The organism is Nocardia puris, assembly GCF_036051655.1.
Classification (GTDB): domain Bacteria; phylum Actinomycetota; class Actinomycetes; order Mycobacteriales; family Mycobacteriaceae; genus Nocardia; species Nocardia puris.
This window is the reverse complement of the sequence record NZ_CP107943.1, coordinates 3,307,077-3,333,820: the sequence shown is the minus strand read 5'-3', so window position 1 is coordinate 3,333,820 and position 26,744 is coordinate 3,307,077. Positions and strand designations below refer to the sequence as shown.

Here is a 26,744-nt window from a genome sequence, read left to right as displayed (position 1 = left end):
CATACCGCTGGCGACCACGCCGGCAGTCGGCGAAGCCATCGCGTTCCCCGGCAACGACTTTCACCACCCCGATGCGGGAACTTCCACTCGCGGAGCGAGTCTCGTCCTAGACTCGCGTGGGGACACATAACAGCACCACCGCCACACGCCGAGTCCCGGCGATCCCACCGCAACCCCCGCGCGTCTGAGTAGCATCTGTCACATGCGCAACAAGTTCTTGGTGGCGATCGCCGCGGTGGCGGCCCTGGTCGCGGGCTGCGACAGCGACAGCGGATCGTCCGCCGAACCCGGCACCACGGCGGTCGCGCCCACCTCGGACGCCGCACCGCCCGCCGACGCGCAGCCCAAGCGGGGCGAACACTCCCCCGGTGCCGCCCTCACCGTCACCGATATCCGCATCGGCACCCATTCCGGTTTCGACCGGGTGGTGTACGAGTTCGGCGGCACCGGGACGCCGGGCTGGCAGGTCGGCTACACCGACCGCGCGGTGCAGGACGGCAGCGGCGCCGTGCTCGACATCGCGGGTCAGTCGTTGCTGGAGGTGCGGATCACCGGCTCGGCGTATCCGTTCGACAGCGGCGTCACGCCGTACGAGGGCCCCGACCCCGCCACCGACGCCAGCGCGCCGCTCATCGCGGGCGTGTACCGCACCCTCGTCTTCGAGGGCACCACCCAGTCCTTCATCGGCGTGAACGACGAGCGCCCCGCCTTCGAGGTCACCACACTCACCAACCCCACCCGCCTGGTCATCGACATCGCCGCTCCTCACTAGCGGTTTTCGATACCAACAGGGGGTACAGGTAACCACCCACCCCACTCCTCTACACTGGCGGCCGTGGACCTCGAGCCCGCCCCGCAGCGCGCATCCGGACTCCTCCGGCTGCTGGGCCTGCTCGCCCTCATCACCGGCATCCTCGCGATGCACACGGGCCTCGTCACCGGCCACGGGTCGGCCGACGCGACGCGTGCCGGCCACCACCAGCCGGGGGCGGGCGACCTTACCGCCGCACGTTCCTCCGCCGCGTTCCCGGCCGACCCTCACCACGCTCTTCTCGACTCTCGCCAGGCGGCCACCGGCTCCGCTACGAGCTTTCCCGCCGAACCTGCGGCAGGCGCCGCCTCACTGACGTATCTGCCTGACGACGTTGCGGCCGGCGACCGCCCGCACGACCCCACCACCCTCACTCACGACCCGATCGCCGCCACCTGGGCCGAAGCTCTCACCGTGCCCGCCGACGCGTCGCTCACGCACGCCCACCACATCACCGACTCGCCAGTGAGCGAGCCAGGCTCGGCGAGCGCACCCACTGCCTTCTCCCCCGCTCCCGGGTGCGCGGACTGCGACGACAACCACGCCGGGCTGCACGCGTGCGTGTTCATCCTGACCATGCTCGCGCTGGCCGTGGCCCTCGTCGTGCTCTACCGCCTGGCCGTGGACCGGCCGGGCGGGGGTGTCACGCGGCCGCGACATTGGCGGCCGCGGCGGGAGCGCTCGCCACCGTGGACCGTGTTATCCCTGGCCGAATTGTCGATTCTGCGGATCTGATGGGCCTCCCGCGCCCGTGGCACAGCCACGCGGCGCGGTCGCAGCCTGCCCATTTCCGCACGAAGTCCCCAGGAGTACAGACATGTCCCGCACCCGTACCCGCGTCGCCGTCACCGCCGTCGCGGCCGCCGCCGCCCTGTTCGCCGCCGGCTGTAGCGACGACACCGAATCGACTACCACCGCCGACCACGGCACCCACGCGACGACCGCGTCCGCCACCACCGCACCCGCCGCGCGCACCGATTTCACCGACGCCGACGTGATGTTCCTCCAGATGATGTACCCGCATCACGCGCAGGCCGTCGAGATGGCGCAACTGGTGCCGTCGCGCACCCAGAACGCGGCGCTGCGCGATCTGGCCGCGAACGTGGAGGCGGCGCAAGCCCCCGAGATGGCGCAGATCAGCACCTTGCTGGTCGCGTTCGGCCAACCCGCGCCCACCGCCGACGCCAGCGCGCACGGCGACCACGGCATGGCGGGCATGATGACGCCGGAGCAGATGGCCGCGCTCGAGGCCGCCTCCGGTGACGCGTTCGACCGGATGTGGCTGGAGATGATGATCGAGCATCATCTCGGCGCGGTCGATATGGCGAAGACCGAACTCGCCGAAGGCGTCAATCCCGACGCCCAAGCGCTGGCCCGCACCGTGATCGCCGATCAAGAGGCGGAGATCACCACGATGCGCCAGATGCTCGGCCAGAACTGAGCCGACCTGCGCGCGGCGGGCCCCGACCGGCCCGCCGCGCACGGGGGGCGTATATCGGTTGGCCATCGATATCGGCACGCCGAGCCGACAGGGAACACCGGGAGAAGTAACGTCGAAGCCGACCCGGCGCGATCCGTTTACGCCGATGTATCGAGGGGAAGGCGAACAGACATGCGACGATTGGAACGCGCGGGCCTGACCGCCACCGTGGCCGCCACCGCTACGGGACTGATCTTTCTGGGGGCGTGTGCCGAGCAGGTGACCGGCACACCGGAGGTGAATCAGGCCGATCTGGCCGCGTACGCGTCGGAGGTCACCTCGTCGTCGGTGGCGGCGTCGTCGTCGCGGGCGGCGGCGGCCGCGCGGGCCGCCGAGAGCGCCTGCGAGACGTTCGGCACCGCGAACGAGAGTTCGGTGGACACCTTCAACGCCTACATCGACGCGGGCAATAACAATGCGCCCGACGTCGAGGCCAAGGCGAACGCCGCGGTCGAGACGCTGCGCGCGAACGCGCAGGAGGTCGACGAGGCGATCACCCGGGACCTGCCGAGCGATCTGTCGGACAAGCTGACCGCCTACCGCGACGACACCAACGCGCTCGCCGACACGCTGGAGCAGCGCGCCGACGTCGACACGCTCAACGCCGCGATCGACACGTTCAACGACACCAAGGACGCGCTGCGCGAAGCCTGCCGCGCGTACTAGGCGCTGTTGCGGGACTTCAGGCTACAGTCCAGTTCACCAGGTCGTGCCCGTGCGCGCGCCGGGCGCCGATCGCGTCCAGCACGCCCGTGAGAAACGGTGCGGGCCTTGGCAGTTCGTAGCCGGGCGGCCAGAGCCAGTGCCGTTCGTCGGCGGTGATCCTGCGCCCCTCGCTGAGCAGGGGCAGGGCGATCTGGTCACCCCATTCGGCGATCCGCACGCCCGCGTCGGCCAGGCGCGCGCGGTCGTGCGGTTCGCATTCGGGAATGCCGTCGGTCAGGAACACCCAGCGCGCGGCGGCGGGGTCGGCGTACACGGGCCCGGCGTCCTGTTCGGGCTGGAGCAGCCGCTGTACGAGTGAACCGAGCGGGTCCGGCATGGACACGGCGCCGACCGCGCCGATCCGCAGGACCACCTGTGTTCCGGCCAGCGCCACCGGTATCCGGTACAGCTGCCGGTAGGTCATGTACGTCTGCCGTACTGTCATCGTCGCAATCCGCCTTCCGAGGGACCGGCCACCGTGGCCGGGGCATCGCGACGCGGTCGCGCATACGTCGCGCAATCTCCGCTTCGATCGTGACCTGGGTCTCAGTCCTGCGGCAACGCGATCCGCGATCGCTGGGGATTTCACCAGCGGGCCGACCGCCGCCCTGGAGATCCCACAACGAGTCCTCGGGACCGGCTACTAGTATGCAACTTGTGTCTAAGACGTATTCATCGGCCGAGCAGGCCTATCGCGCGGTCAAGGAGCGCATTCTCACCGGCGCGCTGGCCGGCGGCGAGCTGATCAGCGAGGGCGAGGTCGCCGCCGAGCTGGGCACCTCGCGCACGCCCGTGCGGGAGGCGTTCCTGCGTCTGGAGACCGAGGGCTGGATGCGGCTCTACCCCAAGCGCGGCGCACTCGTGGTGCCGATCCCGCCGGACGAGGCCGAACACGTCGCGCACGCCAGGTACGTGGTCGAGACGGCGGCCGTGCGCGCACTGGCGGTCACCGACCGCGCGGGCATCGACGCGGCGCTGCGCGAGTCGCTGGCGCGGCAGCGGGAGCTCGCCACCGATCTGGACGCGTTCGCGCTCGCCGACACCGACTTCCACCGCGCCTACGTGGCCGCCGCGGGCAACCCGCTGCTCACCGGCTTCTACGACTCGCTGCGGGAGCGTCAGCGCCGGATGAACAGCCTCGCGCTGCGCCGCGGCCCGCTCGACGTGCCGCGGATCATCGACCAGCACGCGCACCTGGCCGCTCTGATCGCCGACGGCGACACCGCCGCCTTCGCGACCGCGCTCGTCGAGCACCTTTCCGGCGTGCACCAGCTCGCGCTGCGAGGGCTGTGATGGCCACGCTCACCACCACCGCCACGCCGCCCGCGCGCTCCGGCACCGCGCCGCGCGCCTGGTGGGGCGTGGCCGCCGCCGTGTTCGCCATCGCGTGGGGCGGCAACGAGTTCACACCGCTGCTCGTGATGTACAAGAGCCACGGCCTGGGGCTCACCACCGTGGACCTGCTGCTGTTCTACTACGTGCTCGGCATCGTGCCCGCGCTGCTGATCGGCGGGCCGCTCTCGGACCGATGCGGTCGCCGCCCCCTGCTGCTGCCCGCGCCGCTGATCGCGGCCACCGGCTCGCTGCTGCTCGCGTTCGGCGGGGATGCGGTGCCCGTGCTGACCGCGGGCCGGGTGCTGTGCGGCGTCGCGCTGGGGTTGGCGATGGCGGTGGGCGGCAGTTGGCTCAAGGAACTCGCCCAGCCGCCGTTCGGACCGGCGGCGCGCACCGGGGTCGGGGCACGCCGGTCGGCGATGAGCCTCACCGGCGGGTTCGCGGTCGGCGCGGGCGTGGCGGGTGTGCTGGCGCAGTGGGGGCCGCTCCCCGAGACGCTGCCGTACCTGCTCAACGCCGCCCTGTGCGTCGCCGCCGCCGCGTGGATGGCACGGGCTCCGGAAACTGTGGCACCACAGGCAGATCCGGGACGACTGGTGGACGACCTGAAGATTCCGGCGGCGGGGCAGCGGCGCTTCCTGCTGGTCGCGCTCCCCATCGCGCTGTGGCTGTTCACCTCCGCGGCCACCGCCTACGCCGTGCTGCCGACGCTCATGCTGCCGCACGTGGGCGGCGCGCCGATCGCGTTCTCCGCGTTGATCACCGTGATCACCCTCGGCTGCGGATTCGCCATCCAATCGGTGGCGCGCCGCATCGACCGGCCCGGCACCGCGCGGGCCGCCGTGGTCGGCCTGATCCTGGTCACCGCGGGCATGCTCGTCGCGAGCCTGGCCTCGGCGGCGCTCACCCTGTGGACGACGGTGCTCACCGCCGTGGTGCTCGGCGCGGGCTACGGCATCGGGCTCGTCGCGGGATTGCAGGAGATCGAGCGCCTCGCCCGCCCCGACGACCTCGCCGGCCTCACCGCGGTCTTCTACTCGGTGAGCTACCTGGGTTTCGGCATCCCCGCGGCACTGTCGTTCCTGCACCGCAGCACGGGGCTCGGCTACCCGATCATGTACGTGGGCCTGGCGGTCGTCGCGGCCGGCTGCCTGGCCACTGTGACGCGCCACTACCGGGCGCCCATGAACTCTCCGGCAAGGGAAGTCGGGGCGCAGGTGGGAGGCCGTTTCCGGTAACGCGCACCCGCCTCTTCCGATCTCACAACCGGGTCGAGGGAGACGGAGGACAGACGGTGCGGCGGTTCACGAAAATCCTTGCGGCTCTGGCTATCACACTTCTCGTGGCGACGACAGCCGGTAGTTTCCCCGGCACTGTGAGCGCCGCGCCCGCGGAGTTGCGCCGGTGCGCACTGCCCATGGGCCGCGACTTCCAGACCGCCACACCCGAGGAGGTCGGCCTCGACTCCGCCGCCCTCGCCCCGGTGCGCGCGATCATCGACGCGCCGACCCGGCTGAACGTCAAGATCTTCCGCAACAACTGCCTGATCGTCACCGGCCCGCGCAACGCCGCGACCGGCGGGCTGCCGTGGAACCTATGGAGCGCGACAAAGCCCGTGGTGGCGCTCGTCGCGGGGCTCGCGGTGGACGAGGGCCTGCTGGATCTGGACGCCCCCATCGACGCCTACCTGCCGCCCGGCCTCGGTGACGCCGAGCATCGCGCGCTTCTGGTGCGCAACCTGCTCACCGAATCGTCCGGGCTGCGAGTAGCCGTTGTCTCCGAAGGCTTTTCCGGCATCGCACACCTGGACTCGAATATCGTCGCGCAGGCTCTGGCCATTCCGTTCGAAGCGCCGCAGGGCACGGTGTGGAAGTACAGCCAGCGCGTGGTCGACCTACTCGCGTACGTCGTGCAGCAGGCGGTCGGCGAGGACTTCCAGTCCTACGCCCAGCGGAAGCTGTTCGACCCGTTGGGCATTCGACCCACCGACTACCACTGGGCGCGCGACCGCAGCGGAAACGCCTACGGCCACGCGCATCTCATCATGGCGCCCGACGATTTCGCCAAACTCGGCCTGCTCGTGGCGAATCGGGGCATGTGGAACGAGACGCGCGTACTCTCCGCCGGCTATCTCGCCGACACCGCGCGCCCGTCGGCGGCGATGCCCTGCTACGGCTATCTGTTCGTGGTGAACGGTCCGATCTGCGAACAGGAATTCCCCGGCCTGCCCGCCGACGCGCTGAAGATGAGCGGCATGATGCGCCAGGACAACTACATCGCGCCGAGCCTGGACCTGCTGGTGAGCTGGACCGGGATCACCACACCGGGCACCGACACCGCCTTCGCCTACCGCGTGATGGAGACCGTCACCGGCGCCTTCCGCGTACCCCGCCTGCCCACCCTGCCGCCGTTCATCGAGCCCACCGACGTCAGCGTCACCGACCCGATGATGACCAACCTGGACGCCACCCTCGCCGCCTTCGGCCTCGGCCCGTACGCCTACCCGGGCTGCGATCCCCTCGCCTGCCTCGGCAAACCCCTCCCGCCCCCGTTCGCGGACTGGCCCGCCGGCTGTTTCGTGATCGGCTGCTTCAACCCGCAACCCGGACGCCGCTGACCCCGTGCCGACGCGCCCGCCCACCGCCGGGCTACGGTGGTCGGGCCGTCGGTCACAGGAGCGAACTAAGGTGCGCTCCTCTTCGGAACGAATCACCCCGAACGGGTCCGTCTCCCACGTCACCGGCGACGTCGAACGCTGCCTCGCGGAGGACGGGGCGATCACCATTCCCTGTGCCGATGCCTTGCGGCGCGAATTCGATCTGCCGATATCGGTACATCACAGCGGTGAATTGCACAGAATACAAGCACCTTTGGCGGTTTGTCGCACGGAATCGTGCTACGGCTTGGCGCGGGGCTGGCTGGTTCACGAGGACGGTTCCGTTCCCGACGCGGTCGTCCTCGCCCACGAATACGACCGCGTCCGTCTCGCGCGCCTCGCGCCCGAAGCCCTCACGAATGCCGTCGTCGCGGGCGACCCGTGCTACGACCGCCTGTTCGCCAGTCGTGAACTGCGCGAACGGTATCGCGCGGTACTCGGCGCACCACCCGGCACCACGGTGGTCACACTGTCGTCCACCTGGGGCGCAGGCTCACCGCTCGGCAGGCACCCCGACCTGATCGATGATCTGATCAGCCAGCTCGACATGGACGAGCACGTCGTCGCCGCGATCGCCCACCCCAACGCGTGGTTCGCGCACGGACCGCCGCAGATGCGCGCCTGGTTCACCGACGCCCTGCGCGCCGGCCTCCGCCTCATTCCGCCGGAAAGAGGCTGGCAGCAAACGATTCTCGCGTCCGATCTGGTCACTGGCGACCACGGATCGGTCACCGGATACGCCGCCGCGCACGGCATTCCCACGATGCTTGCCTCATTCCCGCGCGAGGAGGTGGCCGGGGGGCACGGCCATCGACCTGCTCGGCCGCATCGCCCCCATGCTGGACACGGAAACCGCACTACCCGAATAGATTTCGCGGGGCATCACGACCTGCGATCGGGACGCACTCGCCCAAGTCGCACGACTCACCACCTCGCTCCCGGGTACCGGAGCCGACGCCCTGCGCACCGCCTTCTACCGGCTGATGATTCGGCGTCGGAGTCCGCCTCGGTTCCGGCGGACCTTGGTGGACGCAGAATTTCGGCACCCCCGCGTAGTTCCGAGGTCGATAGCGGCGCCCCGGTCTCGATGACCCGGGGCATCGCGCCACGACCGTGACGGCCTCGGTCTCTGCGCTCACTGCCGGACGCCCCGGCCCACAAAGGGCCGGGACGTCGCGCCACCCTTGACACCCGGTAAATGAAAGCGCACGCTTACGTATGTGACGGCTTTCGAAGATGTAGATCTGACCCTCCTCGGCGATCCGACGCGGAAGGTGATCTTCGAACGACTCGCCCGCACACCGTCCTCGGTCGGCGACCTGGCCGAGGCGCTGCCGATCACCCGGCAGGCGGTGTCTCAGCACCTTCGGGTGCTCAAGGAGGGCGGGCTCGTGATCGCGACACCGCAGGGCACCCGGCGCATCTACCGGGTGAATCCGGACGGGCTCGCCGCGTTCCAGGCGTACTTCCAGCAGCTGTGGGACCACGCGCTGAGCAGTTTCCAGAAAGCCGCCGAAACCGATTCCGAGCGGAAGGAACCGTCATGACCGTGCCCGTCTTGCGCCGCAGCACCGGCGTCGCGCTGCCCCTCGAGAAGGCCTTCGCCTTCTTCACCGAATCGTTCGGCTCCTGGTGGCCATCGGACTACCACATCGGTGCCGCCGAGGTCGCTGAGGCGATCCTCGAACCGCGCGCCGGCGGGCGCTGGTACGAGCGCGGTGTCGACGGCAGCGAATGCGACTGGGGGCGCGTCCTGGTGTGGGAGCCGCCGCACCGGCTGGTTGTCACCTGGCAGATCAACGGACAGTGGCGCTACGACCCAGATCCCGAGCGCGCCAGTGAGGTCGAGGTGCGCTTCACCGCCGACGGCCCCGACCGCACCACCGTCGAGCTCGAACACCGCCACCTCGACCGGCTCGTCGACGGCCGCGCCATGCACGACCGCGTCTCCGCCGAACCCGGCGGGTGGGGCACCTTGCTCGGCATCTTCGCCGAAACCGCAGGCGGACAAGGCTGACCGCCTACCGGGCGACTTGGATCACCGCGTACTCACCCGTCGTGCGCCAGGGTCGTCCGGTGGCGTCCAGTTCGCGGACGCACTCCGCGGTGAGTCCCGCGATCACATCGGATTTCAGGGTGCGCAGGGCGGCGACGGGAGTGGGGAAGTACGCCACGAGGTCGCCGAACACGGTGGTGGGTGGCCAGTTCCGGTCGCCCAGTAGACGCCGGTAGTTCAGGTCGCCCTTGAGGATGGTGAGAGTGGAGCGCGCCAACTCCGTCGCGAGATCTTCGGGCAGATCGCGGTAATCCAAGGGGGCGCAGAAGAATTCGTGTGTGCGGAGTTCCAGCTGCCCGTCGACCATCGCGTCGCGGAGCCGCCGCCCGATCGCCGCCGCACCCTCGAAGCGGCTGTCGATCATCACACGGAGCGTGGCCAGCAGGTCGGCCATTGTCGCATCGGAGACGTAGTAGGGCGCGGGTTTGAGATACAGCGAAACCCGCTGCGCGCGGCTGGTGTTGAGGAGGTGGTCGATCAGCACCAGGTCCGGCAGCAGTTCTCGCCCGGCATTATCGGCGATGACCGCGACTGCGGCATTTCCGTTGTGCGGCAACATATCCCAGAGCGCAGCGCTGTCGTCCACCAGCAGCGGTGCGCGGGTGGCCGCGGCGGTGACCAGTTGGAAGCTGAGGTCGGCCTGATTGCCCCACAGCGCCGACATCAGTAGCGCGGTGCGCGTCTCCTCGGTGTCGGGGAACTCCCCGAGCGCGGACAGCTCCGCCTCGACCTCGCCCCCGCACAGTTCGGCCCTCTTGGTGGGCGCGAACGGATCCACCCCGCACCAGATTCCAGGACGGTCGTACTCTACCGCCGCCAGAATCCGCCGGTAGAAATAACTCTCGCCCCACAGGAACGATGCCTCGCTCCACGGCCGCCCCCACATTCCCCGGCCCCACTCCTCCCATCGCGCCGCGTCGGCCGGATTCCCCGGAATCCGTTCGATCACGCCGCCGGTCGATTCCGCGAGCAGCTCACGCAACGCCGCCCGCTGCGCCGCCCCGTACGGGTGGGCGCCGATCACCTGCTCGATCAGCTTCGGGTGGCGTTCGTGGAACACGCTACGGGCGAACGAGTCCGGTGTTCCGAGGGAGATCGGCGGTGGCAGGTCCATGGAGATGATGGTGTCAGTTCACCGCCAGCGCGAACCACGCCGATGCGGCGAGCAGGATCACCGCGATGGCGTACACGGCGCGGGTTGTGTAGGTGTGGCGCATGATTACCCCGTTTCAGACGAAGTCGAAGCGTTCGGTGTGCACCCGTTCGGCCGGGATGCCGAGGGCGGCGAGCGCGTCTTCCACGGCGGTCACCATCGGCCCCGGCCCGCAGAGGAAGTACTGCATCCGCTCGCTGCCGGGCGGCAGGTGCCGGGCCAGCATGGCGCGGTCGAGGAATCCGCGTTCGCCCGTCCAGCCTTCGGGCGGGTGCTCCAGGACGCGGACGACCGTGACGTCCACGCGCTCTTCGAGAGCGCGGATCTCGTCGTCCAGGGTGGCGTCGGCCGGTGAGCGGTTCGCGTAGAACAGGAGGCAAGGCCTGCGGTCGCCCCGATCGGCCATGGTGCGCAGAATGCTGGTCATCGGGGTGATGCCGACGCCGCCGGCGATCAACACGAACCCCGCCCCTTCGTTGCGGTCGGGGCTGAAGACACCGTGCGGCCCGTCCACGAAAGCGCGTGTGCCCGGCGCGATTTCGCCGACCGTGGAGGTGAAGTCACCGAGCGATTTGATCGTCATCTGCACCGCGTCACGGCGTTCGGCGCTGGAGGAGAACGAGAACGGGTGCGCGGTGACCGAGAACGGCGAGCGGTCCACGACCAGCCAGCCGAACTGTCCCGGCTGGAACCGGAATCCCCCGTGGCCCACGGGTTTCAGGGTGAGCGTGTGCGCGTCGCCGCGCTCGGCGGTGACCTCGGCGACCTCCCACGGGCACCGCAACCGCAGCACGATCGGTTTCACCACCCGCACCCACGCCAGCAGACCGACCAGCGCCACCGTCATCGCGACCCACAGCAGCTTCTTCCACAGGTCGTCGAGGTAGTAGCCGACGAGCAGCATATGGGCGAGCGCGAACGCCACCACCAGGACCGACAGCCCGCCGTGCAGGACCTGCCAGGTCTCGTATCGCAACCGCAGCCGCTTGCGCCAGATCGACGTGCCGATCACGATCAGCAACAGCACCGTGGACGCCACCGCGAACCTCGCGCGCGGCGGCGCCTGCGCGAGGTTCAGCAGCGCGACGATGTCGGTGCCCGCGACCTGCAACAGCACCGGATGCGCCAGGATGAACGCCAGCGCGACGTAGGACACCTGCCGGTGGAACTGCACCAGCGCGTCCTCGCCGAACGGCGCCGCCACCGCCTGGAACCGCGCCACCAGCGCGAATTGCAGCCCCATCATGGACATGCCGACGAAGCCCAGCGCCACCGAGAATTCGGTGAGGAACCCCCGCCCCTCGGGCGCACCCCCGGCCACCGCGAACACCAGTGGCACCACCGCCACCACCAGATACAGGCCGAACCACGCGATACCACGAGTTACCAGCGACAACACATCCTCCTGACGGTCGCGCCCCGGCTACTGCAGTTCGGACACTTGCGATCGGAGATCGGTTGACGAGGAGTCTAGCTACGGGTGGTGCGGAAACGAGGGAAACGAGCCGCACTCGCCGCGCGCTCGTCGGCCTGCTTGCCGGGACCGTTCCGGTCGGAAACCCGGGACCGTTCCAGTCGGGAGCCGCAAGTCAGCGCGTCGGCCAGCACGGCGCCGACCGGGAGCCATGAGTCAGCGCTTCGGCCGGCACCGCACCGGTCGTGAGCCGCACGTCACCGCGTCGGCTGACGACCAGCGTCTCCCCCATCACCGGATGAGCCGGTGGGTGTCCTGCCTCGTCGCCTACAAAGTTCGCTCGATGAACACCCGAGCGGAGACGGCGCACAGCGGGCCACACGCTAGGAAGCGGGCAAGCCTTCCAATTCCGCTGCCGTCCTGGCGATTTCGGCGGCCTCGGCGGGCGGTACGCCCGAGGCGATGAGGGAGGCACGGGCGACGACGACGGCGGGCTGGGGGTCGGTCCAGGATTCGTTATTGCGCTCTTCGAGAAGGGTGAAGATCAAGGCGGTCTGGGTGCGGGCCAGCACATCGGGGGGTAGGTGGTCGGCGAAGTCGCCGCGCCGCTGGCCCTCGGCGATCAGTGCCCGGCACACCGCGTAGACCGGCGCGAGACGCTGTTCGATCCGCTGCTTCAGATCGGTCTCGGAGAGGCGCAGCAGCAGCCGGTACCTGTCCCCGACCTGCCACAGCGAGATCGTGTACCGCGCCGCGGTGACCCGGACCGGCTCACCGGGCTCGGGGTCGTGCAGCGCCTGCTCGATGTCGTCGAAGGCGCGGTCCACGATGCCGTCCAGCAGCGCGTCGCGGTTGGGGAAATGCCCGTAGAGCGTGCGGCGCACCACGCCCGCCGCCGCGGCGATGTCCTCCATGCTCGCCGACGGGTTCTCGGCGAGTTCGGTAGCCGCGACGTCGAGGATGCGACGCCGGTTGGCCTGGGCGCGCGCGCCACCCGGCGCGGTCATGGTTGCGGTCGAGCTCATGTGAATCCCTTCACTTCCTCCGCCGCCATAGTTGCACATCGGAGTGCAAATCTCCTAAATTGCACACAACTGAGCAATTTCACACCGGTGTGCATAAACGATGGAGGAACTCGGATGTCCCTGATAGTCACGACACCGGTCGCGCAGCTCGACCGGGCCTACGGCCGGCGCTGGGCCGCGCTCGCGGTGCTGTGCCTGAGCCTGCTCATCGTGGTGATGGCCAACACGTCGCTGATCGTGGCCGCCCCGGATATGACCATGGATCTCGGGCTGACCAGCAACGATCTGCAATGGATCATCGATGCCTACACCATCCCGTACGCCGCACTGATGCTGCTCATGGGCGCGATCGGCGACAAGTACAGCCGGCGCGGCATGCTGCTGGGCGGCCTGGCGATCTTCGCGGCGGGCGCGGTGCTCGGCTCGACCGTCGACGGCGTCACCGGCGTGATCGTCGCCAGGGCGGTGATGGGCGTGGCCGCCGCGATGATCATGCCCGCGACGCTGTCGCTACTGGTGGCGACATTCCCGAAGCGCGAGCGCGCGCTGGCGATCACCCTCTGGACCGCCACCTCGGGCTTGGCCATCGCCGCGGGCCCGCTGCTGGCCGGCGCGCTGCTGGAGGGCAACGGCTGGGCGTCGACCTTCCTGATCAACGTGCCGATCGCGCTCGCCGCCATCGTGGCGGCCGTGGCGCTGGTGCCGCCGTCGCGGGCGCAGTCGGCCGGGCAGCTGGACCTCGTCGGTGGGGCACTGTCGGTGATCGCGGTCGCGGCGCTGGTGTTCATGATCATCGAGGGGCCGCGCAACGGCTGGCACCTGTCGGCGGTCGTCGCGGGCGTCGTCTCGGCGGTCGCGCTGGCCGGGTTCGTCGCGTGGGAGCTGCGGCACCCGAATCCGATGCTCGACATCCGCAAGTTCCGCGACCGGGGCTTCGCGGGCGCGAATCTGGCGGTGCTGCTGTTCTTCCTGGCCGCCTTCGGCTCGATCTTCTTCATGGCGCAGCACCTGCAGTTCGTGCTCGGCTACAACGCGCTCGAGACCGGCATCCGGCTGCTGCCGCTGGCGGGCGCGGTGTTCGCGGGCGCCGCGATCACCGGTGTGGTGGCGCCGAAACTCGGCCTGCGGGCCACGGTCGTGACCGGGATGACGCTGGGCACCGGTTCGCTGGCGTGGCTGATCGCGGTGGACGCCGCGTCGGGCTACTCGACGTTCCTCGGGCCGCTGATCCTGCTCGGCCTGGCCATCGGACTCAGCGTCGCCCCCGCCACCGACGCCATCATGGACGCGTTCCCCGAGCGGCTGCTCGGCGTCGGCGGCGCCGTCAACGACACCTCGCTGGAGCTGGGCGGCACGCTCGGCATCGCCATCCTCGGCTCCCTGCTGTCGAGCGCCTACAGCTCCGAGCTGGCCCCGCAGGTGTCCGGCAGGCTCCCCGCCGAGGCCGCCGACGCGGCGCAGGACTCCATTGGCGGCGCCCTCATGGTCGCCGAACGGGTCAGCGCCGCGGGCATGCCCGATGCCGCCGCCCAACTGGTCGCGGCCGCCGAAACCGCTTTCGCCGGTGCGGTTTCCAGCGCCAGCGGGATCGCCGCCGTCATCCTGGCGGTGGGGACCGTGGTGGTCGCGGCGCTGCTGCCGCGCAAGAGTGCGGCGGAGCCGGATGCGGCCGACGCCGAGCCCCAGGCGGTGGTGGTACGGCAGTCGTAGGACCGGGCCGGAGCTGGTGACGGTCGGGCGGACGCAGCACCTCTAGAGTGCGAGTGCCCAGTGCACATCGATTGTGCACCGGGCATTTTCGCGTTGTCCTCCGCGAGCTACGGCACCAGCACCGCGGCCCCGTCGAACCTCCCGTGCGCGAGGTCGCGCAGCGCCTGATCGGCGCGGTCCAGGGAATAGGCGTGGGTCGAAACGTGCAGCCGATGCCCCTGGGCGAACGCCAGGAACTCGGCGGCCTGCCGCCGCGTATTCGAGGTGACGCTGCGAATCTGCCTCTCGCGGAACAGATGTCGCTGATAGTTCAACGGCGGGATGTCCGTCAGGTGGATGCCCGCCAGGGCGAGGGTGCCGCCCGCGTCCAGCGCCTCCAGCGCCGGCAACACCAGTTCCCCCACGGGTGCGAAGAGGATCGCCGAGTCCAGCGGTTCGGGCGGCGGGTCCGACGCCCCCTGCACCGAATGCGCTCCGAGCGCCGTCGCCAGTTCACGAGCCGCGGCGCCCCTGGTCATCACGTGCACCCGTGCGCCCCGCGCCAGCGCCACCTGCGCGGTGAGATGCGCACTACCGCCGAAACCGTAGATCCCCAGTACCCCCTTCTCTGGCAGATCGGCCCGCAGCAGCGCGTGATACCCGATGATCCCCGCGCACAACAGGGGCGCCACCTCTTCATCGCCGTAACCCGGCGGCAACCGCAGCGCGAAATCAGCTGACACCGTGGCATATTCGGCGTATCCACCGTCGGCGTCCCACCCGGTGTACCGCGAATTCGGACACAGATTCTCGGCGCCCCGCCGACAGTACCGACACTCCCCGCACGTGTACCGCAACCACGGAATCCCCACCCGCTCCCCCACCGTGAACCCCGCCGCCCCCTCGACCACCTCACCCACGATCTCGTGACCGGGCACCACCCCCGGCCGATGCACCGCCAGATCCCCCTCCACCACGTGCAGATCCGTCCGGCACACCCCACAAGCCAGCACCCGCACCAGCAACTCCCCGTCCCCCGCCTCCGGCACACCCACGGCCTCCATCACCACCGGCGCCCCATCCACCGGCCCCGGCTCCTTGACCCGCCATGCCCGCATCTTCCCACTGTGACAGCCCAGGCAGCCCGACGCACGCACCGCGGGCGTGCAACGGATTATCCGTCGACCCGACCGTGCGGCTGGCGCAGCCGTCCGGCCGGTCGCGTATAGGCCGTCAACGTCGAGCCACCTTCCTCGTACCGGCCGGGGAAGGTGGCTCGACGTAATCGGCGGTCACCTCACGCCAGGAAGAAGTACCACCGGCCGGACTCGAGCCAGCGATCGTTGAACTGCATCGGCGCATTCGGACTGAAGCAGTGGGAGATCGACCAGGCGAGGCCCGGGTGCGAGGATCCCGGGATCAGTTGATCCCGGGCGGCATTGCACTTCTTTGCTGTCGTAGGCACCGAAAGCGAGTTCGTCACTCCCCTTGGGAATGCAATTGACGGCGATCATTACGAGGGCGCCGCCGATCGTCGCGGCGATCGATCCGCCGGTGCCAGACCGCACGCGACTGCCATGCCAGCACATCGGCCTCGGGCGAATCGAGCAGTGCGGACGTGGCGCGCGGCCCCTCCGCGACGGCGGCGCGGCACAGCACCGCTGGACCGGCTGCTGACCGCCGTCGAGGATGTCGACACCGACGACGAACTGGACGACGAGGCGAAGGCGGCCGGTCTCCGGATCGCCGAACGACTGACACGGCGGTGGGCCGCGGACCCGAATCCGCCGATCGCGCTCGACGCCCGCCGGACCCGAATCCCGGCATGGACGACCACGATCCGCGCCGCCGCGTCCAGCACCGCGGCACCGATCCAGAAGGTGACCGACGCCGCGTCCGGACTCGAGTACATCAGGGCGCCCGGCAGCAGTTCCGGAACGCGGATCACCGTATCCGCTTCCGGCGATCTGCCTGCCGCCGCCGATCTCGTCCGTGTCCGCGTTCTGGACGGCGGAACGACACCCGATCTGCTGATCCCACTGTCCCCCACGGAGAACGACCGCCTCGCGGGCCGCGTCATCACCACCCGCATCGCGATGTCGGACGAACTCGAAGGGTCGATCGCCGACGTGTCGTCTCTGGACGCCGCGGACGCCCTCGCCATCACCGAATCCGTGCACGCGGCGCCGATCGCGGGCCGCAACGCCTGGCGCCGGATCGCCAAACGGTACCCCGACGACCACCCCGTCCGGGCGGCGGTCCTGGAGGGGCTCCGACGCCGGTGATCGGATCGGCGTCGCTGATCCACATGGTCACCGACGCCGACACATTCACCGCCGCGCGCGGTCGACGTCGCCGTCTCACCACAGTGATCGCCGAAGCGCTTGCCCCAGCGCATAGTTCGCACCCCATTCGACTCTCCCGGCCGGATTCGATGGCTGCCGAATTTCGGGCGGCGCGGCGTATCTACGCGTTCTTGTAGATCACCCCGTCCTTCATGATCACGTCGAAGTTGGTCGTCGGGTCGCCGATGAGGTCGATATCGGCCAGCGGGTCGCCGTTGACGAGGATCAGGTCGGCCAGGGCGTTGGGCTCGACGACGCCCAGCGTGCCTTGGTAGGGGCTGCGGAGGCCGCTGAGGGCCAGGAGGCCGGCGTTGTCGAGGGTGGCCAGGCGCAGGAGTTCGGCCGGGGCTGAACCATTCGGCGAGGGGGAGCAGGAAATTGTTCTGCTCGGCGTTCAATTCCGGCTCGAACAGGAAGTCGGTTCCCCAGGCCAGTTTCACGCCGGCGTTCTTGGCCATCGGCCAGACGACCGAATTCCCCTCCAGGACGGCTTGGCGCTTCGCGCGGCGCTCGGCCGACATGCTCTCGGTATTGGGGCGCAGGTATTGGCCGCTGAGCCAGACGCCGCGTTCGGCGAGCAGATTCACCGTCGGTTCGTCCAGCAGTTGCCCGTGCTCGACGCAGAGAACACCGGCTTCGACGGACCGCTGCACCGCTTTGGGCGTGTAGGCGTGCACCGCCACATAGGTGTTCCAGTCGCCGGCCGCGTCGACGGCGGCGCGTAATTCGTCGAGCGTGAACTGCGTGACGTCGACCGGGTCGTACGCCGAGGAGGTGCCGCCACCCGCAGTGAGTTTCAATTGGCTCGCGCCCATGCGCAGGTTCTCGCGCGCTGCCGTGAGTACTTCGTCGCGGCCGTCGACGATGAATGTCGCGCCGATTTCCTCGGCGCGCGACTGCTTTCCGGTGAAGCGGCGCGACCTTTCCTCGGGAGTGCGGAAGTCGCCGTGGCCCGAGGTCTGGGAAATCATCGCGCCCGACGGCCACACCCGCGGCCCCTTGGCCTGCCCCGCATCGATGGCCGCTTTGAGCGGGAAGATCGGGCCGCCCATATCCCGGACGGAGGTGAAACCGCGCATCAGCATCTCGCCGGCCGAGGTGAGTGCGGCGCGGGCGTAGAACTCCGGGGTCTTCTCGGGATCGTTCAGGTCGGCCATCGACGCGCTGCCGAACACCAGGTGCACGTGGTTGTCGATCAATCCGGGCATCAAGGTGCGGCCACGCCCGTCGATGACCTCGGTCTGGTCGGCGGCGGGCTGACCCGTGCCGATCGCCGAAATGGTATTGCCGCGAATCAGGACATCCGTCGGATCCCCCAGCACGCCCTGCCGGACATCGAGCACCCGCACATTGCGGAACAAGCTGTCCGGCTTGGGCGGCGGCGCGGGAGTCGTGGTCGCCTACACCGGACTCGGATCGTCCGACGTGCACGCGCTCGTCAGCACCGCGGCCCCGATCGATGCCACCCCCAGCACGGCGAAGAAATGCCGCCGAGTCAACCCTGCGGACAATCGACAGCTACACCCCGGAGATCGCGACATGGCAGCGTCCTTTTCCGTTCAGGGCCAGCACCACGTCCGGTTACCAAACAGTGAGCAGAGCGCCGGATGACCGATCGTCGAGTCCGGGGACAGATCCTTCGGGACGTGACACAACGCCGAGATGATCTTTCGGGCGTCAGAGTACGCCGCGCTGGTCGCGACCAGCGCCATTTGCTGCGAGGAAGTCCGGGGGCGACATCCGCCGGAGGAATTCGCACACCGCGCCGATGGCCTGCTCCGATTGCGGGTACACGCCGATCTCGGGGAAGAAGCCGTGAAATACCCCGTCGTAGCGAATGGCGGTGGCCGGGACTTCTTCCGCCGCCAGGCGCGCGGCGAAGGCTTCGGCGTCGTCGCGGATCGGGTCCACTTCGGCCGTCACGATCAATGCGGGCGGCAGGCCGCGTAATGATTCCGCCCGCATCGGGGCGGCCAGGGCATCGGAGAACTCGGCGCCGGCATATAGGCCGTAGCACCATTTCGCGTCGGCGGCGGTGAGCAAGGGGGCGTCGGCGAACTCCGTCCACGAGTGACGCGCGAACCGATTGTCGACGGCGGGATAGGCGAGCACCTGGGCGACCGGCATGGGCCCGCAGGCGTCGCGCTGCGCGAGACACAGTGCGGCCGCGAGGTTTCCGCCCGCCGAGTCGCCGCCGACGGCGATCGCGGCGGGATCGATCCCGAGGCTCGTCGCCGAGGCCCGGAGCCAGGCGAACGCGTCCACGGCGTCCTCGAGTGCGGCGGGGTACGGGGCTTCGGGGGCGAGCCGGTACTCGAGCGAGATCACCGCCCATCCGGTGCGCGCCGCGATCGCGCGGCACAGCTCGTCCACGCCGTCCAAGGTGCCGAGCACGAACCCGCCGCCGTGCAGATACAACAGGGCCGGCGCGCGCTCGGCCCGGCTTCGGCGATACAGGCGGGCCCTGGCCGCGCCCGCCCGGGTCGGAATCAGCATCACCTCGACCACGTCGACGGGCGTGCGCGGAGTATCCGCCGGTTGGGTCGCGAGCAGGGTTCTGGCGAGTTCCGGCCCCAGTTCGCGCAGCGGCGCGGGGAGTGCGGCGGCGATTGCCTCCGCTACCGCTCTCGCGTTGTCGTCCAAGAGATTCCAGCAGCTGGGCGGGCCCTCGCTCATCGCGGCCACCTTCCGTGTCGTTGACAAAGTGTGATCCGTACCGCACCATCATAGTCAAATGACCCAGACAAGCGACAATGTGGGACCGTGATCAACCGGCCCGCCGCGCACGCGATCCTGCCGAGTCGAAAGGACCGGAGATGACCGAAACCATCGCGCCACCGGCGCGCACCGCCGGAGCAGCCGCGGACGTCGAGGTGCGGCTCGAGGACGACGCGAGCCCGATCGTCCGCCTGATCGGCCGCACGCTGCGGGACTCGGTCCGCGCGGGCCACGCCCACACCACGTTGCGGGAGCTCAACGCCGTGGTGGCCCTTCGTTCCCACGACACACCACAGGCCGCGACGGTCGTGTTCGGGGGCGGTGTGATCGCGGTGTCGAGCGGCGTGTTCGTCGAGCCCGATGTGACGCTCGTGGTCGATCTGAACGCGCGATTCGCCCCCGCCGTCGACCCGGACGGCCCCGCCGACGTGGCGGCCGCCATCCTGGACGCCCTCCGCCCACCGGTGCCCGACTGGCGCGAGGCGGCCGCGAGCTTCTGGAGCGCCGCGCGCTCGCTGCGCGGCATCCCCGACGTGCTGATCGCGGTCGCCGCCGACGAGACGGGCGGCATCGAGACCGCCGTGCTCGGCGAGGGCGAGACCCAGTATCTGATCGCCGGTCCCCCGGACGCCCTGGCCGGGATCTTCAGCGGCGCCGACGATCTCGTCGCCGTTCTGGCGAGCGGCGCGATCGGGCTGCGCGGCACCATGTCTCAGCTATCGGTCGTGGCCGGCGCGTCCTGGAAGGTTCGTTACGATGTCTGACCTGCTCATCCCCACCGTCGAGAACGCCTCCGAGACAACGCGTCCCGGCGTGCGGGCCTACCGCCTCGAGGCCACGAACCACGACGGCTCGTTCCTCGGCAAGATGGTGGCGCCCAGGAAGTTCGCCGCGTGTTCGAGCTCGGGCTTCGCCTTCGCCGATCTCCTGTTCGGCCTCGATCTGGGCAACCAGCCGCATTTCGGCTTCGCCTACCCCTCCTGGCGCGGCCACCTCGAGGACCTCTACTTCCGCCCGGACATGGCGACGGCGGTCGCGTGGAGCCCCGAGGTGACCTCGGTGATCGGCGACTTCTGGCTGAAAACCGGTGAGCCGGTGTCGATCTGCCCGCGCAATCTGGTGCGCAAGATGGTGGACCGGCTCGGCGCGCTCGGCTACACCGCGACCATCGCCGTCGAGATCGAGACCACCCTGTTCGAGGAGTCGATCCACGAGGCGCGGGCGAAGGGCTACCGCGACCTGACGCCGCTCGGCGGCTCCGCGGGCACCGCGTATCACCTGGCCAGGTCCAAGGATTGGATCGACTACATGACGGCGGTGGAGCACCGCCTCGACGAGATCGGTCTCGAATGGGAGGCATGGAGCGACGAGGACGCGGCGGGCCAGGCCGAGCTCAATCTCGTTCCCGGAGCGCCGATCTCGGTCTGTGACGCGTGGGCGCGCGCTCGCCAGGTACTGCGCGAGGTGGCGTTCGAGCGCGGGCACACCGTGACGTTCATGGCCAAGCCCACCGCGGGCTACGGCCAGGCCTCGCACATCAACCTGTCGTTGCGGTGCGACGGCGCGAACGCGTTCTTCGCCGAGGAGGGCCCGTCGGAGGTGATGCGGCACGCCATCGGCGGCCTGCTCGCGACGATGCCGGGCGCCACCTCGATCGTGCTGCCCCAGATCACGTCGTTCCGGCGGCTCGTGGACCTCAGCGGTCCGCCGACCACCATCTCCTGGGGCATCAGCAACAAGACCACGTCGGTCCGCGCCGTCTGCGGCCACCCGGAGTACTCGCGCCTGGAGTATCGCGTGCCCGGCGCCGACGCCAACCTCTACCTGGCGGTCGCCGCCGTGCTGGCCGGCGTGATCGCCGGACTGGAACGCGCGATCGAACCGCCCGAGCCCGTGAGCGATATGGCGTGGTGCGTACCGCCGGGGCTGGGCATCGAACGGATCCCCGACACCATGTCGAAAGCGGCCGACGCCCTCGACGCGGACCCGGTCCTGCGCGAGATTCTGGGCGAGGAGTTCGTCGACTTCTGGGTCGGCTCGCGGCGCTGGGAGTGGATGCGGTTCCACACCGCGGGCGGCGATCCGTTCGCGGAGCTGTCGGAGTGGGAGTCCTTGCGCTACTTCGAGTTCCCGTGAGCGCCGACCGGAGGAAACCGCTGATCGGACTCACCGGCCGGCGGTTCCGGATGAATCTGATCAGCGGCAGCCACCCGGGCTACGGACACCGACTCACCGACAGTTTCATGTCCGATTTCGCGCACCGGATCGCGCGCGCGGGCGGCGTGCCGGTGATGCTGCCCTACGACGCCGATCCGCACGCCCTGTGCGATTGGTTGTCCGGCGTGGTGATCACCGGCGGCCAGGACGTGCACCCGAGCTGCTGGGGCGGAGACGAGTCGGCGGTCCGCGATATCGACCCGCTCTCGGATCCCGGCGTCCACGACCTGGACCGGGACATGTTCGAGACCGCGCTGACCACGGCCGCGCTGGACCGCGAGCTCCCGCTGCTCGGCGTGTGCCGCGGCATGCAGGTGCTCAACGTGACGCTCGGCGGCACGCTGATCCCCGACCTGCCCGCGGGCCCCGTGCGTCACCTCATGGCGACGGGGCCGCTGTCGGACGGCGACCCCGAGCACGTGGTGACATTCGATCCCGGCACCCGCGCGCACGCGGTGTTCGGCGACCGGCTGGTGACCAATTCGTGGCACCACCAGGCGATCGACATCTGCGGCAAGGGACTGGTCGTCACCGGCCGCACCGCGGACGGCGTCGCCGAAGCGGTGGAGCTCTCCGACGCGCCAGCGCTCGGGGTCCAGTGGCATCCGGAGTGGATGGTGGGCGACGACGGCGCACTGCGCTGGATCGTCGACGCGGCCGCCGCGCGACTCTGACCGACGCGAATGCCGCTGCCGCCCAAAGATAGTGGGCAGCAGCGGCATTCCGTCAGCTGACGCTCACCCAGGAGACGAGCGAACGCTTGGCCTGCGCGGGCTCCACCTCGGGAACCACGGCGGCGGGCCCGGACCCGGCACCGAGGTTCGCCGCCATCCACACATCGAGCGCGCCGAGGACGAGGTCGATCTGCCGCCGGGCCGCCGCGCTGTCGTCGAACACCAGCCAGTTGAGGGCGAACCCGTCGGAGAGCGCGGTCACGACATAGGCCAGTTCGTCGAGGGTGTCCGAATCGACCGTCCGGCCCGAGGCCGTGGCGTCGTTCTCGAGGATCGTCCGGATGGTCGCGAACGCCTCGTTGTAGACCATTTCGGCCTGCTCGCCCTCCTGGCGTTTGGCCCAGCTGATCAGCTCGACGATCGCCGCGCAGAACTCCCGGTTCTCCAGGTACCACTCCAGCACACCGCGCATCAGCCCGCGCGCGGTGGTCTCCAGGTCGCCGTGCACATCGCTGCGCACGAGCACGTCCCGATACTGCGCGGCGACGTATTCGAAGACCGCGGAGAACAGCACTTCTTTCGAGGAGAAGCAATAGTGCAGCGTGGCCAGCGGCGCGTTCGCCGCCTCCGCGATGCGGCGCGTGGTGGCGCCGTCCACCCCGTGGGTGGCGATCACGTGCACGGCGGCCGCCACCAGTTCGGCACTGCGTTCGGCGGCGGGAATGCGAGCCATACGTCTCTCCTGTCGAGCCGGTACTGAACAGATGATCAAGTCAAATCTACGTTACCAGTGTCTTCCGTTCGAATTTATCAGTCAAATGACTGGATCATTTGACTGCAATGGGCTACTGTCTATGACAGGCCTCACAGACCGATTCCCGCCGTGGCGCGTTCCGGCTCCCGACGTCGCGATCGGCCCGTCCGTCACCGTTCCAGCCCCGGAGAACCACATGACCGAAGTCGACTCCCTTCGCACCGAGCGCGAGACCGCGCTCGATCGCCTGGCGATGGATCCGCCGATCGACACCCTCGTGGGTCTGCTGGCACACCGGGCCGCCGAGTCGCCGGACCGCGAGTTCCTCCGGTTCGAGCGGGGATCCTGGTCCTTCGGCGCGATCGAGGAGTGGACCGCGCGCCTGGCGCGGCGCTTGGCGACCGAAGACGGGGTCCGCCCCGGCGACCGGGTCGCGATCATGTTGCCCAATGTCGTGGAGTGGCCGGTCGCCTGGTTCGCGATCCTGAAGGCGGCCGGCGTGGCGGTGCCGGTGAATTCGTCGTACCGCAGCGCGGATCTCGAATTCGTGCTCCGCGATTCGGGTGCGCGCGTGGTGTTCACCGACGCCGAGCACACCCCGCTGGTCGAGGAGGTGCGCGCCGCGAACGGCGAGCTGCGCGACCTCCGCATCGTCGAGGTCGCCTCGCGGAGTGAACTCGCGGGCTTTCCGGCGGCCGGGCCGCAGGTGGTCGTCGCCGCCGAGACCCTCGCGAACCTGCAATACACCTCGGGCACCACGGGATTCCCGAAGGCGTGCATGCTGACCCACGACTACTGGGTCCGGCTGGGCTGGATCTGCGCGGGCGCGGCCGGCCTCGGGCCCGACGACGTGGTGCTCACCTCGCAGCCGTACTCGTACATGGACCCGCAGTGGAACACTGCGCTGTGCCTGACGATCGGCGCGCCGCTGGTGGTGCTCCCCCGGTTCTCGGCCTCCGGCTTCCTGGCCGATGTCCGCAGGCACCGGGCCACCTTCTGCTACGTCCTCGGCTCGATGCCCACACTGCTGTTCAAGCAGCCGCCGACCCCGCAGGACCGGGACAACGACCTGCGCCTGGTGCTGTGCTCGGCGATCCCCGCCGCGCTGCACGCGCGGCTCGAACAGCGGTGGGGCGCGCCGTGGCGGGAGATCTACGGGATGACCGAGAGCGGGGCCGACCTGGTCAGCCTACCCGGGGACACGGCCGATGTCGGCAGCGGACGACTCGGAAATCCCATCCCCACCAAGCGGATTCGGATCGTCGATCCGGAGGGTCACGAGGTGGGCGAGGGCGAACCCGGCGAGCTGATCACCTCGGGCCGCCCGATGATGCTCGGCTACTGGAATCGCCCCGAGGACACCGCGAAGGTCCTGCGCGACGGCTGGCTGCGCACCGGCGATGTCGCCGTGCGCGACGCCGGCGGCTACCGCCTGGTCGGCCGGATCAAGGACATGGTCCGCCGGGGCGGGGAGAACATCGCGAGCGCCGAGGTCGAACGCGTCCTCGAACGCGACGACACCATCGTCGCCGCGGCGGTGGTGGGCGTCCCGGACGAGTTGTTCGGTGAGGAGGTCAAGGCCTTCGTGCAGCTGAAACCCGGCGTCGAGGAGAGCCACGCGACCGCGGAGCGGATCGTGAACGCCGCGCGGAACCAGTTGGCTCGCTTCAAAGTTCCGCGCTATGTCGAGTTCGTCGCCGACTTCCCGCGCACCCCGTCCGAACGGGTCTCCAAGCCCGCGTTGAAGGCGCGCGCCGCCGAGCATCCCGGCACCACCTACGACCTGCGGCCACCGCGCACCGGCAACTGAGGAGCCAGCCATGACCGACAGCTATCTGGACGAGCGCCTCGACCGCGACGTCGCCGTGCTCACCCTGAACCGCCCGGCGAAGCTCAACGCGATGGACGTCGCCACGCGCGTGCGGCTCGCGCGGGCGATACGCCGTTACGGGACAGGCGATCTCGTGCGCGGGATCGTGCTCACCGGCACGGGACGGGCGTTCTCCGCCGGCGAGGACCTCCAGTCGGTGCCGTCCACCTACGACGAGATCCGCGAGGCGTTCGCGACGTTCCACGACATCACCCGGGCCGTCCTCGCGACGAGGGTCCCGGTGATCGCGGCCGTGAACGGGATCGCGGTCGGCGGCGCCTCGGAGATCACGCTGTGCTGCGACGCGCGGATCGGCACGCCCGCCGCCGAGTACTACCAGCCCGAAAACCACCGCGGGATCATCATCTCCAACGCATCGAGCGTGCTCATGGGTCGTTTGGTGGGCAACCACGCGATGCGCGTCATCCTGGGCTCGCCCCGGATCGACGCCGAAGAGGCCCTGCGCATCGGGCTGCTGGACGAGATCGTGGCGCCGGAGGCACTGCTGGACCACGCCATCGACACGGTCGCGCAATGGAATTCGGACCCCCGCACCACAGCGCTGCACCTGGGCCTGCTGCGGCCGCGGCCTGAGGACATCGAGGCCGCCTTCGCCCGGGAGGACGACGCCGCCCGCCAGGCGTGGGAATCCGGCGCTTTCACCGAGGGCATCGGCGGCTTCTGGGCAGCCAAGAGCACCGCGCCGACGGCGCCCGAGACCAGCAACCGAGATCGGAGCCGATTGTGATCACCACCGAGGCAGCACTGCTCACCGCGCTGAACGAGCCGCTCGAATTCACCGACATCCTCGTCGACGATCCGCAACCGCACGAAGTGCGCGTCGCGGTCTCGAATGTGGGCCTGTGCCACAGCGATCTGCACTACATGACCGGCACCGTGCACGCCGACCTGCCGGTGGTCGTGGGCCACGAGGTGGCGGGCGTCGTCGAAACGGTGGGCGAGGCCGTGACCTCGTTGCGGCCGGGCGACCGCGTGGTCGGCGCGCTCACCCCCTCGTGCGGGCTGTGTCGCAACTGCGCGGTGGGCCGCTCGACGCAATGCGAGCGCGTCGCGGAGATCCGACGGCGGCCCCGCCCGGCGTTCCAGCTACCCGACGGCCGCGCCGTCGAACGGCTCGGCGACATCGGCGCGTTCTCCCGCCACACCCTCCTGCGGGAGAACTCGCTGGTCCGGGTGCCCGACGAGGTGGGCCTGCACGTCGGGTGCCTGCTCTCGTGCTGCGTGGTCACCGGCGTCGGCGCGGTGTTCCGTGGCGCGCGGGTGCGGCCGGGCGCCACGGTGGCCGTAATCGGCTGCGGCGGTGTAGGTTCGGCCATCATTCAGGGGGCACGCCTGGCCGGCGCCTCGGCGATCGTCGCCATCGATCTGGACGACGCCCGGCTGGCGGCGGCCCGGCGGTACGGCGCCACGCACGTCGTGAACGGCACGTCCGATGTGCCCGCCGAGATTCGCGAGGCGCTCGGCGACGGGGTGGACTACGCGTTCGAGGCCGTCGGTTCCGCGCGCACCGCGGCCACCGCGCTGGCGGTGCTGCGCGCCACGGGCACCGCCTGCCTGGTGGGCATCGCGCCCGACGGCACCGAACTCACCCTGCCCGCCGCCGACTTCTTCTTCGGCGAGAAGCGCCTGGTCGGCTCGTACATGGGGTCGGGCCAGGCGCGCGAGGACATCGCGCAGTTCGCGCGCCTGTATCTCCAGGGCCGACTGCTGCTCGACGAGATGGTCACCGACGTGATCCCGTTCCGCGCGATCGACAAGGGCTTCGAGGCGATGACGTCGGGCGAGGTGACCCGCATCGTCGCCGACCTGACCGTGTGACCA

At 69.8% G+C, this 26,744-nt stretch carries 25 protein-coding genes and 1 pseudogene; 18 read left to right on the top strand and 8 right to left on the bottom strand.

Features of this window, described 5'->3' with window-relative positions; translation table 11 throughout:
- Positions 1–202 precede the first annotated feature (202 nt).
- The 4 genes from OHB21_RS15195 (at position 203) to OHB21_RS15180 (ending at position 2,957) form a co-directional block, all read left to right on the top strand.
- Positions 203–772: an AMIN-like domain-containing (lipo)protein gene (locus OHB21_RS15195; protein WP_195141986.1), complete on the top strand. Its 570-nt coding sequence runs from the start codon at positions 203–205 to the stop codon at positions 770–772.
- Between the two features lie 63 nt (positions 773–835).
- Complete coding sequence (locus OHB21_RS15190; RefSeq protein WP_195141985.1) at positions 836–1,546, top strand: DUF6153 family protein; 711 nt, start codon at positions 836–838, stop codon at positions 1,544–1,546.
- 82 nt (positions 1,547–1,628) lie between these two features.
- Positions 1,629–2,252 (top strand): DUF305 domain-containing protein, encoded by a 624-nt coding sequence (locus tag OHB21_RS15185; protein WP_195124755.1) that lies wholly within the window; start codon positions 1,629–1,631, stop codon positions 2,250–2,252.
- Between the two features lie 171 nt (positions 2,253–2,423).
- Positions 2,424–2,957, top strand: coding sequence for a hypothetical protein (locus tag OHB21_RS15180; RefSeq protein ID WP_067508219.1), 534 nt, complete (start codon positions 2,424–2,426; stop codon positions 2,955–2,957).
- A 16-nt stretch (positions 2,958–2,973) separates the two neighbouring features.
- Here OHB21_RS15180 and OHB21_RS15175 read toward each other — a convergent pair whose 3' ends face one another.
- Entirely contained in the window at positions 2,974–3,441 is a 468-nt protein-coding gene (locus OHB21_RS15175; RefSeq protein WP_147265784.1) for a hypothetical protein, read from the bottom strand.
- Positions 3,442–3,644: 203 nt separating this feature from the next.
- On the opposite strand from OHB21_RS15175, the gene OHB21_RS15170 reads away from it, so the two are divergent.
- The 6 genes from OHB21_RS15170 (at position 3,645) to OHB21_RS15145 (ending at position 9,004) form a co-directional block, all read left to right on the top strand.
- A complete protein-coding gene (locus OHB21_RS15170) occupies positions 3,645–4,289 on the top strand; it encodes a GntR family transcriptional regulator (protein ID WP_067508215.1) in 645 nt (214 codons plus the stop codon).
- Entirely contained in the window at positions 4,289–5,569 is a 1,281-nt protein-coding gene (locus OHB21_RS15165; protein ID WP_195141984.1) for an MFS transporter, read from the top strand. The genes OHB21_RS15170 and OHB21_RS15165 overlap by 1 nt, the downstream gene beginning before the upstream one ends.
- Before the next feature lie 104 nt (positions 5,570–5,673).
- Entirely contained in the window at positions 5,674–6,948 is a 1,275-nt protein-coding gene (locus OHB21_RS15160) for a serine hydrolase domain-containing protein (protein WP_328439316.1), read from the top strand.
- 4 nt (positions 6,949–6,952) lie between these two features.
- Positions 6,953–8,104 (top strand): hypothetical protein, encoded by a 1,152-nt coding sequence (locus OHB21_RS15155; protein ID WP_195141982.1) that lies wholly within the window; start codon positions 6,953–6,955, stop codon positions 8,102–8,104.
- A 103-nt stretch (positions 8,105–8,207) separates the two neighbouring features.
- The gene (locus OHB21_RS15150) at positions 8,208–8,534 is read left to right on the top strand and encodes an ArsR/SmtB family transcription factor (protein WP_067508207.1); all 327 of its coding nucleotides are present in this window, start codon (positions 8,208–8,210) and stop codon (positions 8,532–8,534) included.
- The gene (locus tag OHB21_RS15145; RefSeq protein ID WP_195124752.1) at positions 8,531–9,004 is read left to right on the top strand and encodes an SRPBCC family protein; all 474 of its coding nucleotides are present in this window, start codon (positions 8,531–8,533) and stop codon (positions 9,002–9,004) included. Before OHB21_RS15150 ends, OHB21_RS15145 begins: the two co-directional genes overlap by 4 nt.
- A gap of 4 nt (positions 9,005–9,008) precedes the next feature.
- Here the strand turns inward: OHB21_RS15145 and OHB21_RS15140 are convergent, their stop codons facing one another.
- From OHB21_RS15140 to OHB21_RS15130, 3 genes are all read right to left on the bottom strand, one after another.
- Positions 9,009–10,157, bottom strand: a complete 1,149-nt coding sequence (locus tag OHB21_RS15140; RefSeq protein ID WP_195124751.1) for a damage-control phosphatase ARMT1 family protein — start codon at positions 10,155–10,157, stop codon at positions 9,009–9,011.
- Positions 10,158–10,272: 115 nt separating this feature from the next.
- On the bottom strand, positions 10,273–11,592 hold the full coding sequence (locus tag OHB21_RS15135) for a ferredoxin reductase family protein (RefSeq protein ID WP_195124750.1): 1,320 nt from the start codon (positions 11,590–11,592) through the stop codon (positions 10,273–10,275).
- 401 nt (positions 11,593–11,993) lie between these two features.
- Entirely contained in the window at positions 11,994–12,635 is a 642-nt protein-coding gene (locus tag OHB21_RS15130; RefSeq protein ID WP_170160740.1) for a TetR/AcrR family transcriptional regulator, read from the bottom strand.
- A gap of 114 nt (positions 12,636–12,749) precedes the next feature.
- Here OHB21_RS15130 and OHB21_RS15125 point away from each other — a divergent pair, with 114 nt between their 5' ends.
- Positions 12,750–14,345 (top strand): MFS transporter, encoded by a 1,596-nt coding sequence (locus tag OHB21_RS15125; protein WP_195124749.1) that lies wholly within the window; start codon positions 12,750–12,752, stop codon positions 14,343–14,345.
- 107 nt (positions 14,346–14,452) lie between these two features.
- Here the strand turns inward: OHB21_RS15125 and OHB21_RS15120 are convergent, their stop codons facing one another.
- On the bottom strand, positions 14,453–15,442 hold the full coding sequence (locus OHB21_RS15120; RefSeq protein WP_195141981.1) for a zinc-binding alcohol dehydrogenase family protein: 990 nt from the start codon (positions 15,440–15,442) through the stop codon (positions 14,453–14,455).
- Between the two features lie 492 nt (positions 15,443–15,934).
- Here OHB21_RS15120 and OHB21_RS15115 point away from each other — a divergent pair, with 492 nt between their 5' ends.
- Positions 15,935–16,609 carry a hypothetical protein gene (locus OHB21_RS15115; protein WP_067508195.1) on the top strand — a complete coding sequence of 225 codons (675 nt, stop codon included), beginning with the start codon at positions 15,935–15,937 and terminating at the stop codon, positions 16,607–16,609.
- Between the two features lie 536 nt (positions 16,610–17,145).
- On the opposite strand, the pseudogene OHB21_RS15110 reads toward OHB21_RS15115, so the two are convergent.
- A pseudogene (locus tag OHB21_RS15110) lies at positions 17,146–17,826 on the bottom strand (amidohydrolase family protein); the annotation flags it as partial.
- 520 nt (positions 17,827–18,346) lie between these two features.
- Positions 18,347–19,345, bottom strand: a complete 999-nt coding sequence (locus tag OHB21_RS15105) for an alpha/beta hydrolase (RefSeq protein WP_067508193.1) — start codon at positions 19,343–19,345, stop codon at positions 18,347–18,349.
- Positions 19,346–19,485: 140 nt separating this feature from the next.
- Here OHB21_RS15105 and OHB21_RS15100 point away from each other — a divergent pair, with 140 nt between their 5' ends.
- Genes OHB21_RS15100 through OHB21_RS15090 form a run of 3 tightly spaced genes read left to right on the top strand, consistent with a single transcriptional unit; the run spans position 19,486 to position 22,278 of the window.
- Positions 19,486–20,151, top strand: a complete 666-nt coding sequence (locus OHB21_RS15100) for a hypothetical protein (protein ID WP_067508191.1) — start codon at positions 19,486–19,488, stop codon at positions 20,149–20,151.
- The gene (locus OHB21_RS15095) at positions 20,144–21,523 is read left to right on the top strand and encodes a glutamine synthetase family protein (RefSeq protein ID WP_067508189.1); all 1,380 of its coding nucleotides are present in this window, start codon (positions 20,144–20,146) and stop codon (positions 21,521–21,523) included. Before OHB21_RS15100 ends, OHB21_RS15095 begins: the two co-directional genes overlap by 8 nt.
- A 50-nt stretch (positions 21,524–21,573) precedes the next feature.
- The gene (locus OHB21_RS15090) at positions 21,574–22,278 is read left to right on the top strand and encodes a gamma-glutamyl-gamma-aminobutyrate hydrolase family protein (protein WP_084537535.1); all 705 of its coding nucleotides are present in this window, start codon (positions 21,574–21,576) and stop codon (positions 22,276–22,278) included.
- A gap of 52 nt (positions 22,279–22,330) precedes the next feature.
- Here OHB21_RS15090 and OHB21_RS15085 read toward each other — a convergent pair whose 3' ends face one another.
- Positions 22,331–23,011, bottom strand: coding sequence for a TetR/AcrR family transcriptional regulator (locus OHB21_RS15085; protein WP_067508185.1), 681 nt, complete (start codon positions 23,009–23,011; stop codon positions 22,331–22,333).
- A gap of 217 nt (positions 23,012–23,228) precedes the next feature.
- On the opposite strand from OHB21_RS15085, the gene OHB21_RS15080 reads away from it, so the two are divergent.
- From OHB21_RS15080 to OHB21_RS15070, 3 genes are read left to right on the top strand one after another with little or no spacing between them, the layout of a single operon-like run.
- Entirely contained in the window at positions 23,229–24,842 is a 1,614-nt protein-coding gene (locus OHB21_RS15080) for a class I adenylate-forming enzyme family protein (protein ID WP_195141980.1), read from the top strand.
- Between the two features lie 10 nt (positions 24,843–24,852).
- Positions 24,853–25,650, top strand: a complete 798-nt coding sequence (locus OHB21_RS15075) for an enoyl-CoA hydratase/isomerase family protein (RefSeq protein ID WP_067508180.1) — start codon at positions 24,853–24,855, stop codon at positions 25,648–25,650.
- On the top strand, positions 25,647–26,741 hold the full coding sequence (locus OHB21_RS15070) for a Zn-dependent alcohol dehydrogenase (protein WP_067508178.1): 1,095 nt from the start codon (positions 25,647–25,649) through the stop codon (positions 26,739–26,741). Before OHB21_RS15075 ends, OHB21_RS15070 begins: the two co-directional genes overlap by 4 nt.
- The last annotated feature ends 3 nt before the right edge of the window (positions 26,742–26,744 follow it).

Excerpts from the sequence above, each read along its gene's own strand:
- OHB21_RS15090 (WP_084537535.1), top strand. The coding sequence starts at position 21,574 with ATGAATCTGATCAGCGGCAGCCACCCGGGCTACGGACACCGACTCACC.
- OHB21_RS15100 (WP_067508191.1), top strand. The coding sequence starts at position 19,486 with ATGACCGAAACCATCGCGCCACCGGCGCGCACCGCCGGAGCAGCCGCG.
- OHB21_RS15145 (WP_195124752.1), top strand. The coding sequence starts at position 8,531 with ATGACCGTGCCCGTCTTGCGCCGCAGCACCGGCGTCGCGCTGCCCCTC.
- OHB21_RS15085 (WP_067508185.1), bottom strand. The coding sequence starts at position 23,011 with ATGGCTCGCATTCCCGCCGCCGAACGCAGTGCCGAACTGGTGGCGGCC.
- OHB21_RS15175 (WP_147265784.1), bottom strand. The coding sequence starts at position 3,441 with ATGACAGTACGGCAGACGTACATGACCTACCGGCAGCTGTACCGGATA.
- OHB21_RS15140 (WP_195124751.1), bottom strand. The coding sequence starts at position 10,157 with ATGGACCTGCCACCGCCGATCTCCCTCGGAACACCGGACTCGTTCGCC.
- OHB21_RS15080 (WP_195141980.1), top strand. The coding sequence starts at position 23,229 with ATGACCGAAGTCGACTCCCTTCGCACCGAGCGCGAGACCGCGCTCGAT.
- OHB21_RS15195 (WP_195141986.1), top strand. The coding sequence starts at position 203 with ATGCGCAACAAGTTCTTGGTGGCGATCGCCGCGGTGGCGGCCCTGGTC.
- OHB21_RS15130 (WP_170160740.1), bottom strand. The coding sequence starts at position 12,635 with ATGAGCTCGACCGCAACCATGACCGCGCCGGGTGGCGCGCGCGCCCAG.
- OHB21_RS15075 (WP_067508180.1), top strand. The coding sequence starts at position 24,853 with ATGACCGACAGCTATCTGGACGAGCGCCTCGACCGCGACGTCGCCGTG.
- OHB21_RS15165 (WP_195141984.1), top strand. The coding sequence starts at position 4,289 with ATGGCCACGCTCACCACCACCGCCACGCCGCCCGCGCGCTCCGGCACC.
- OHB21_RS15120 (WP_195141981.1), bottom strand. The coding sequence starts at position 15,442 with ATGCGGGCATGGCGGGTCAAGGAGCCGGGGCCGGTGGATGGGGCGCCG.
- OHB21_RS15105 (WP_067508193.1), bottom strand. The coding sequence starts at position 19,345 with ATGAGCGAGGGCCCGCCCAGCTGCTGGAATCTCTTGGACGACAACGCG.
- OHB21_RS15095 (WP_067508189.1), top strand. The coding sequence starts at position 20,144 with ATGTCTGACCTGCTCATCCCCACCGTCGAGAACGCCTCCGAGACAACG.
- OHB21_RS15170 (WP_067508215.1), top strand. The coding sequence starts at position 3,645 with ATGCAACTTGTGTCTAAGACGTATTCATCGGCCGAGCAGGCCTATCGC.
- OHB21_RS15180 (WP_067508219.1), top strand. The coding sequence starts at position 2,424 with ATGCGACGATTGGAACGCGCGGGCCTGACCGCCACCGTGGCCGCCACC.
- OHB21_RS15125 (WP_195124749.1), top strand. The coding sequence starts at position 12,750 with ATGTCCCTGATAGTCACGACACCGGTCGCGCAGCTCGACCGGGCCTAC.
- OHB21_RS15185 (WP_195124755.1), top strand. The coding sequence starts at position 1,629 with ATGTCCCGCACCCGTACCCGCGTCGCCGTCACCGCCGTCGCGGCCGCC.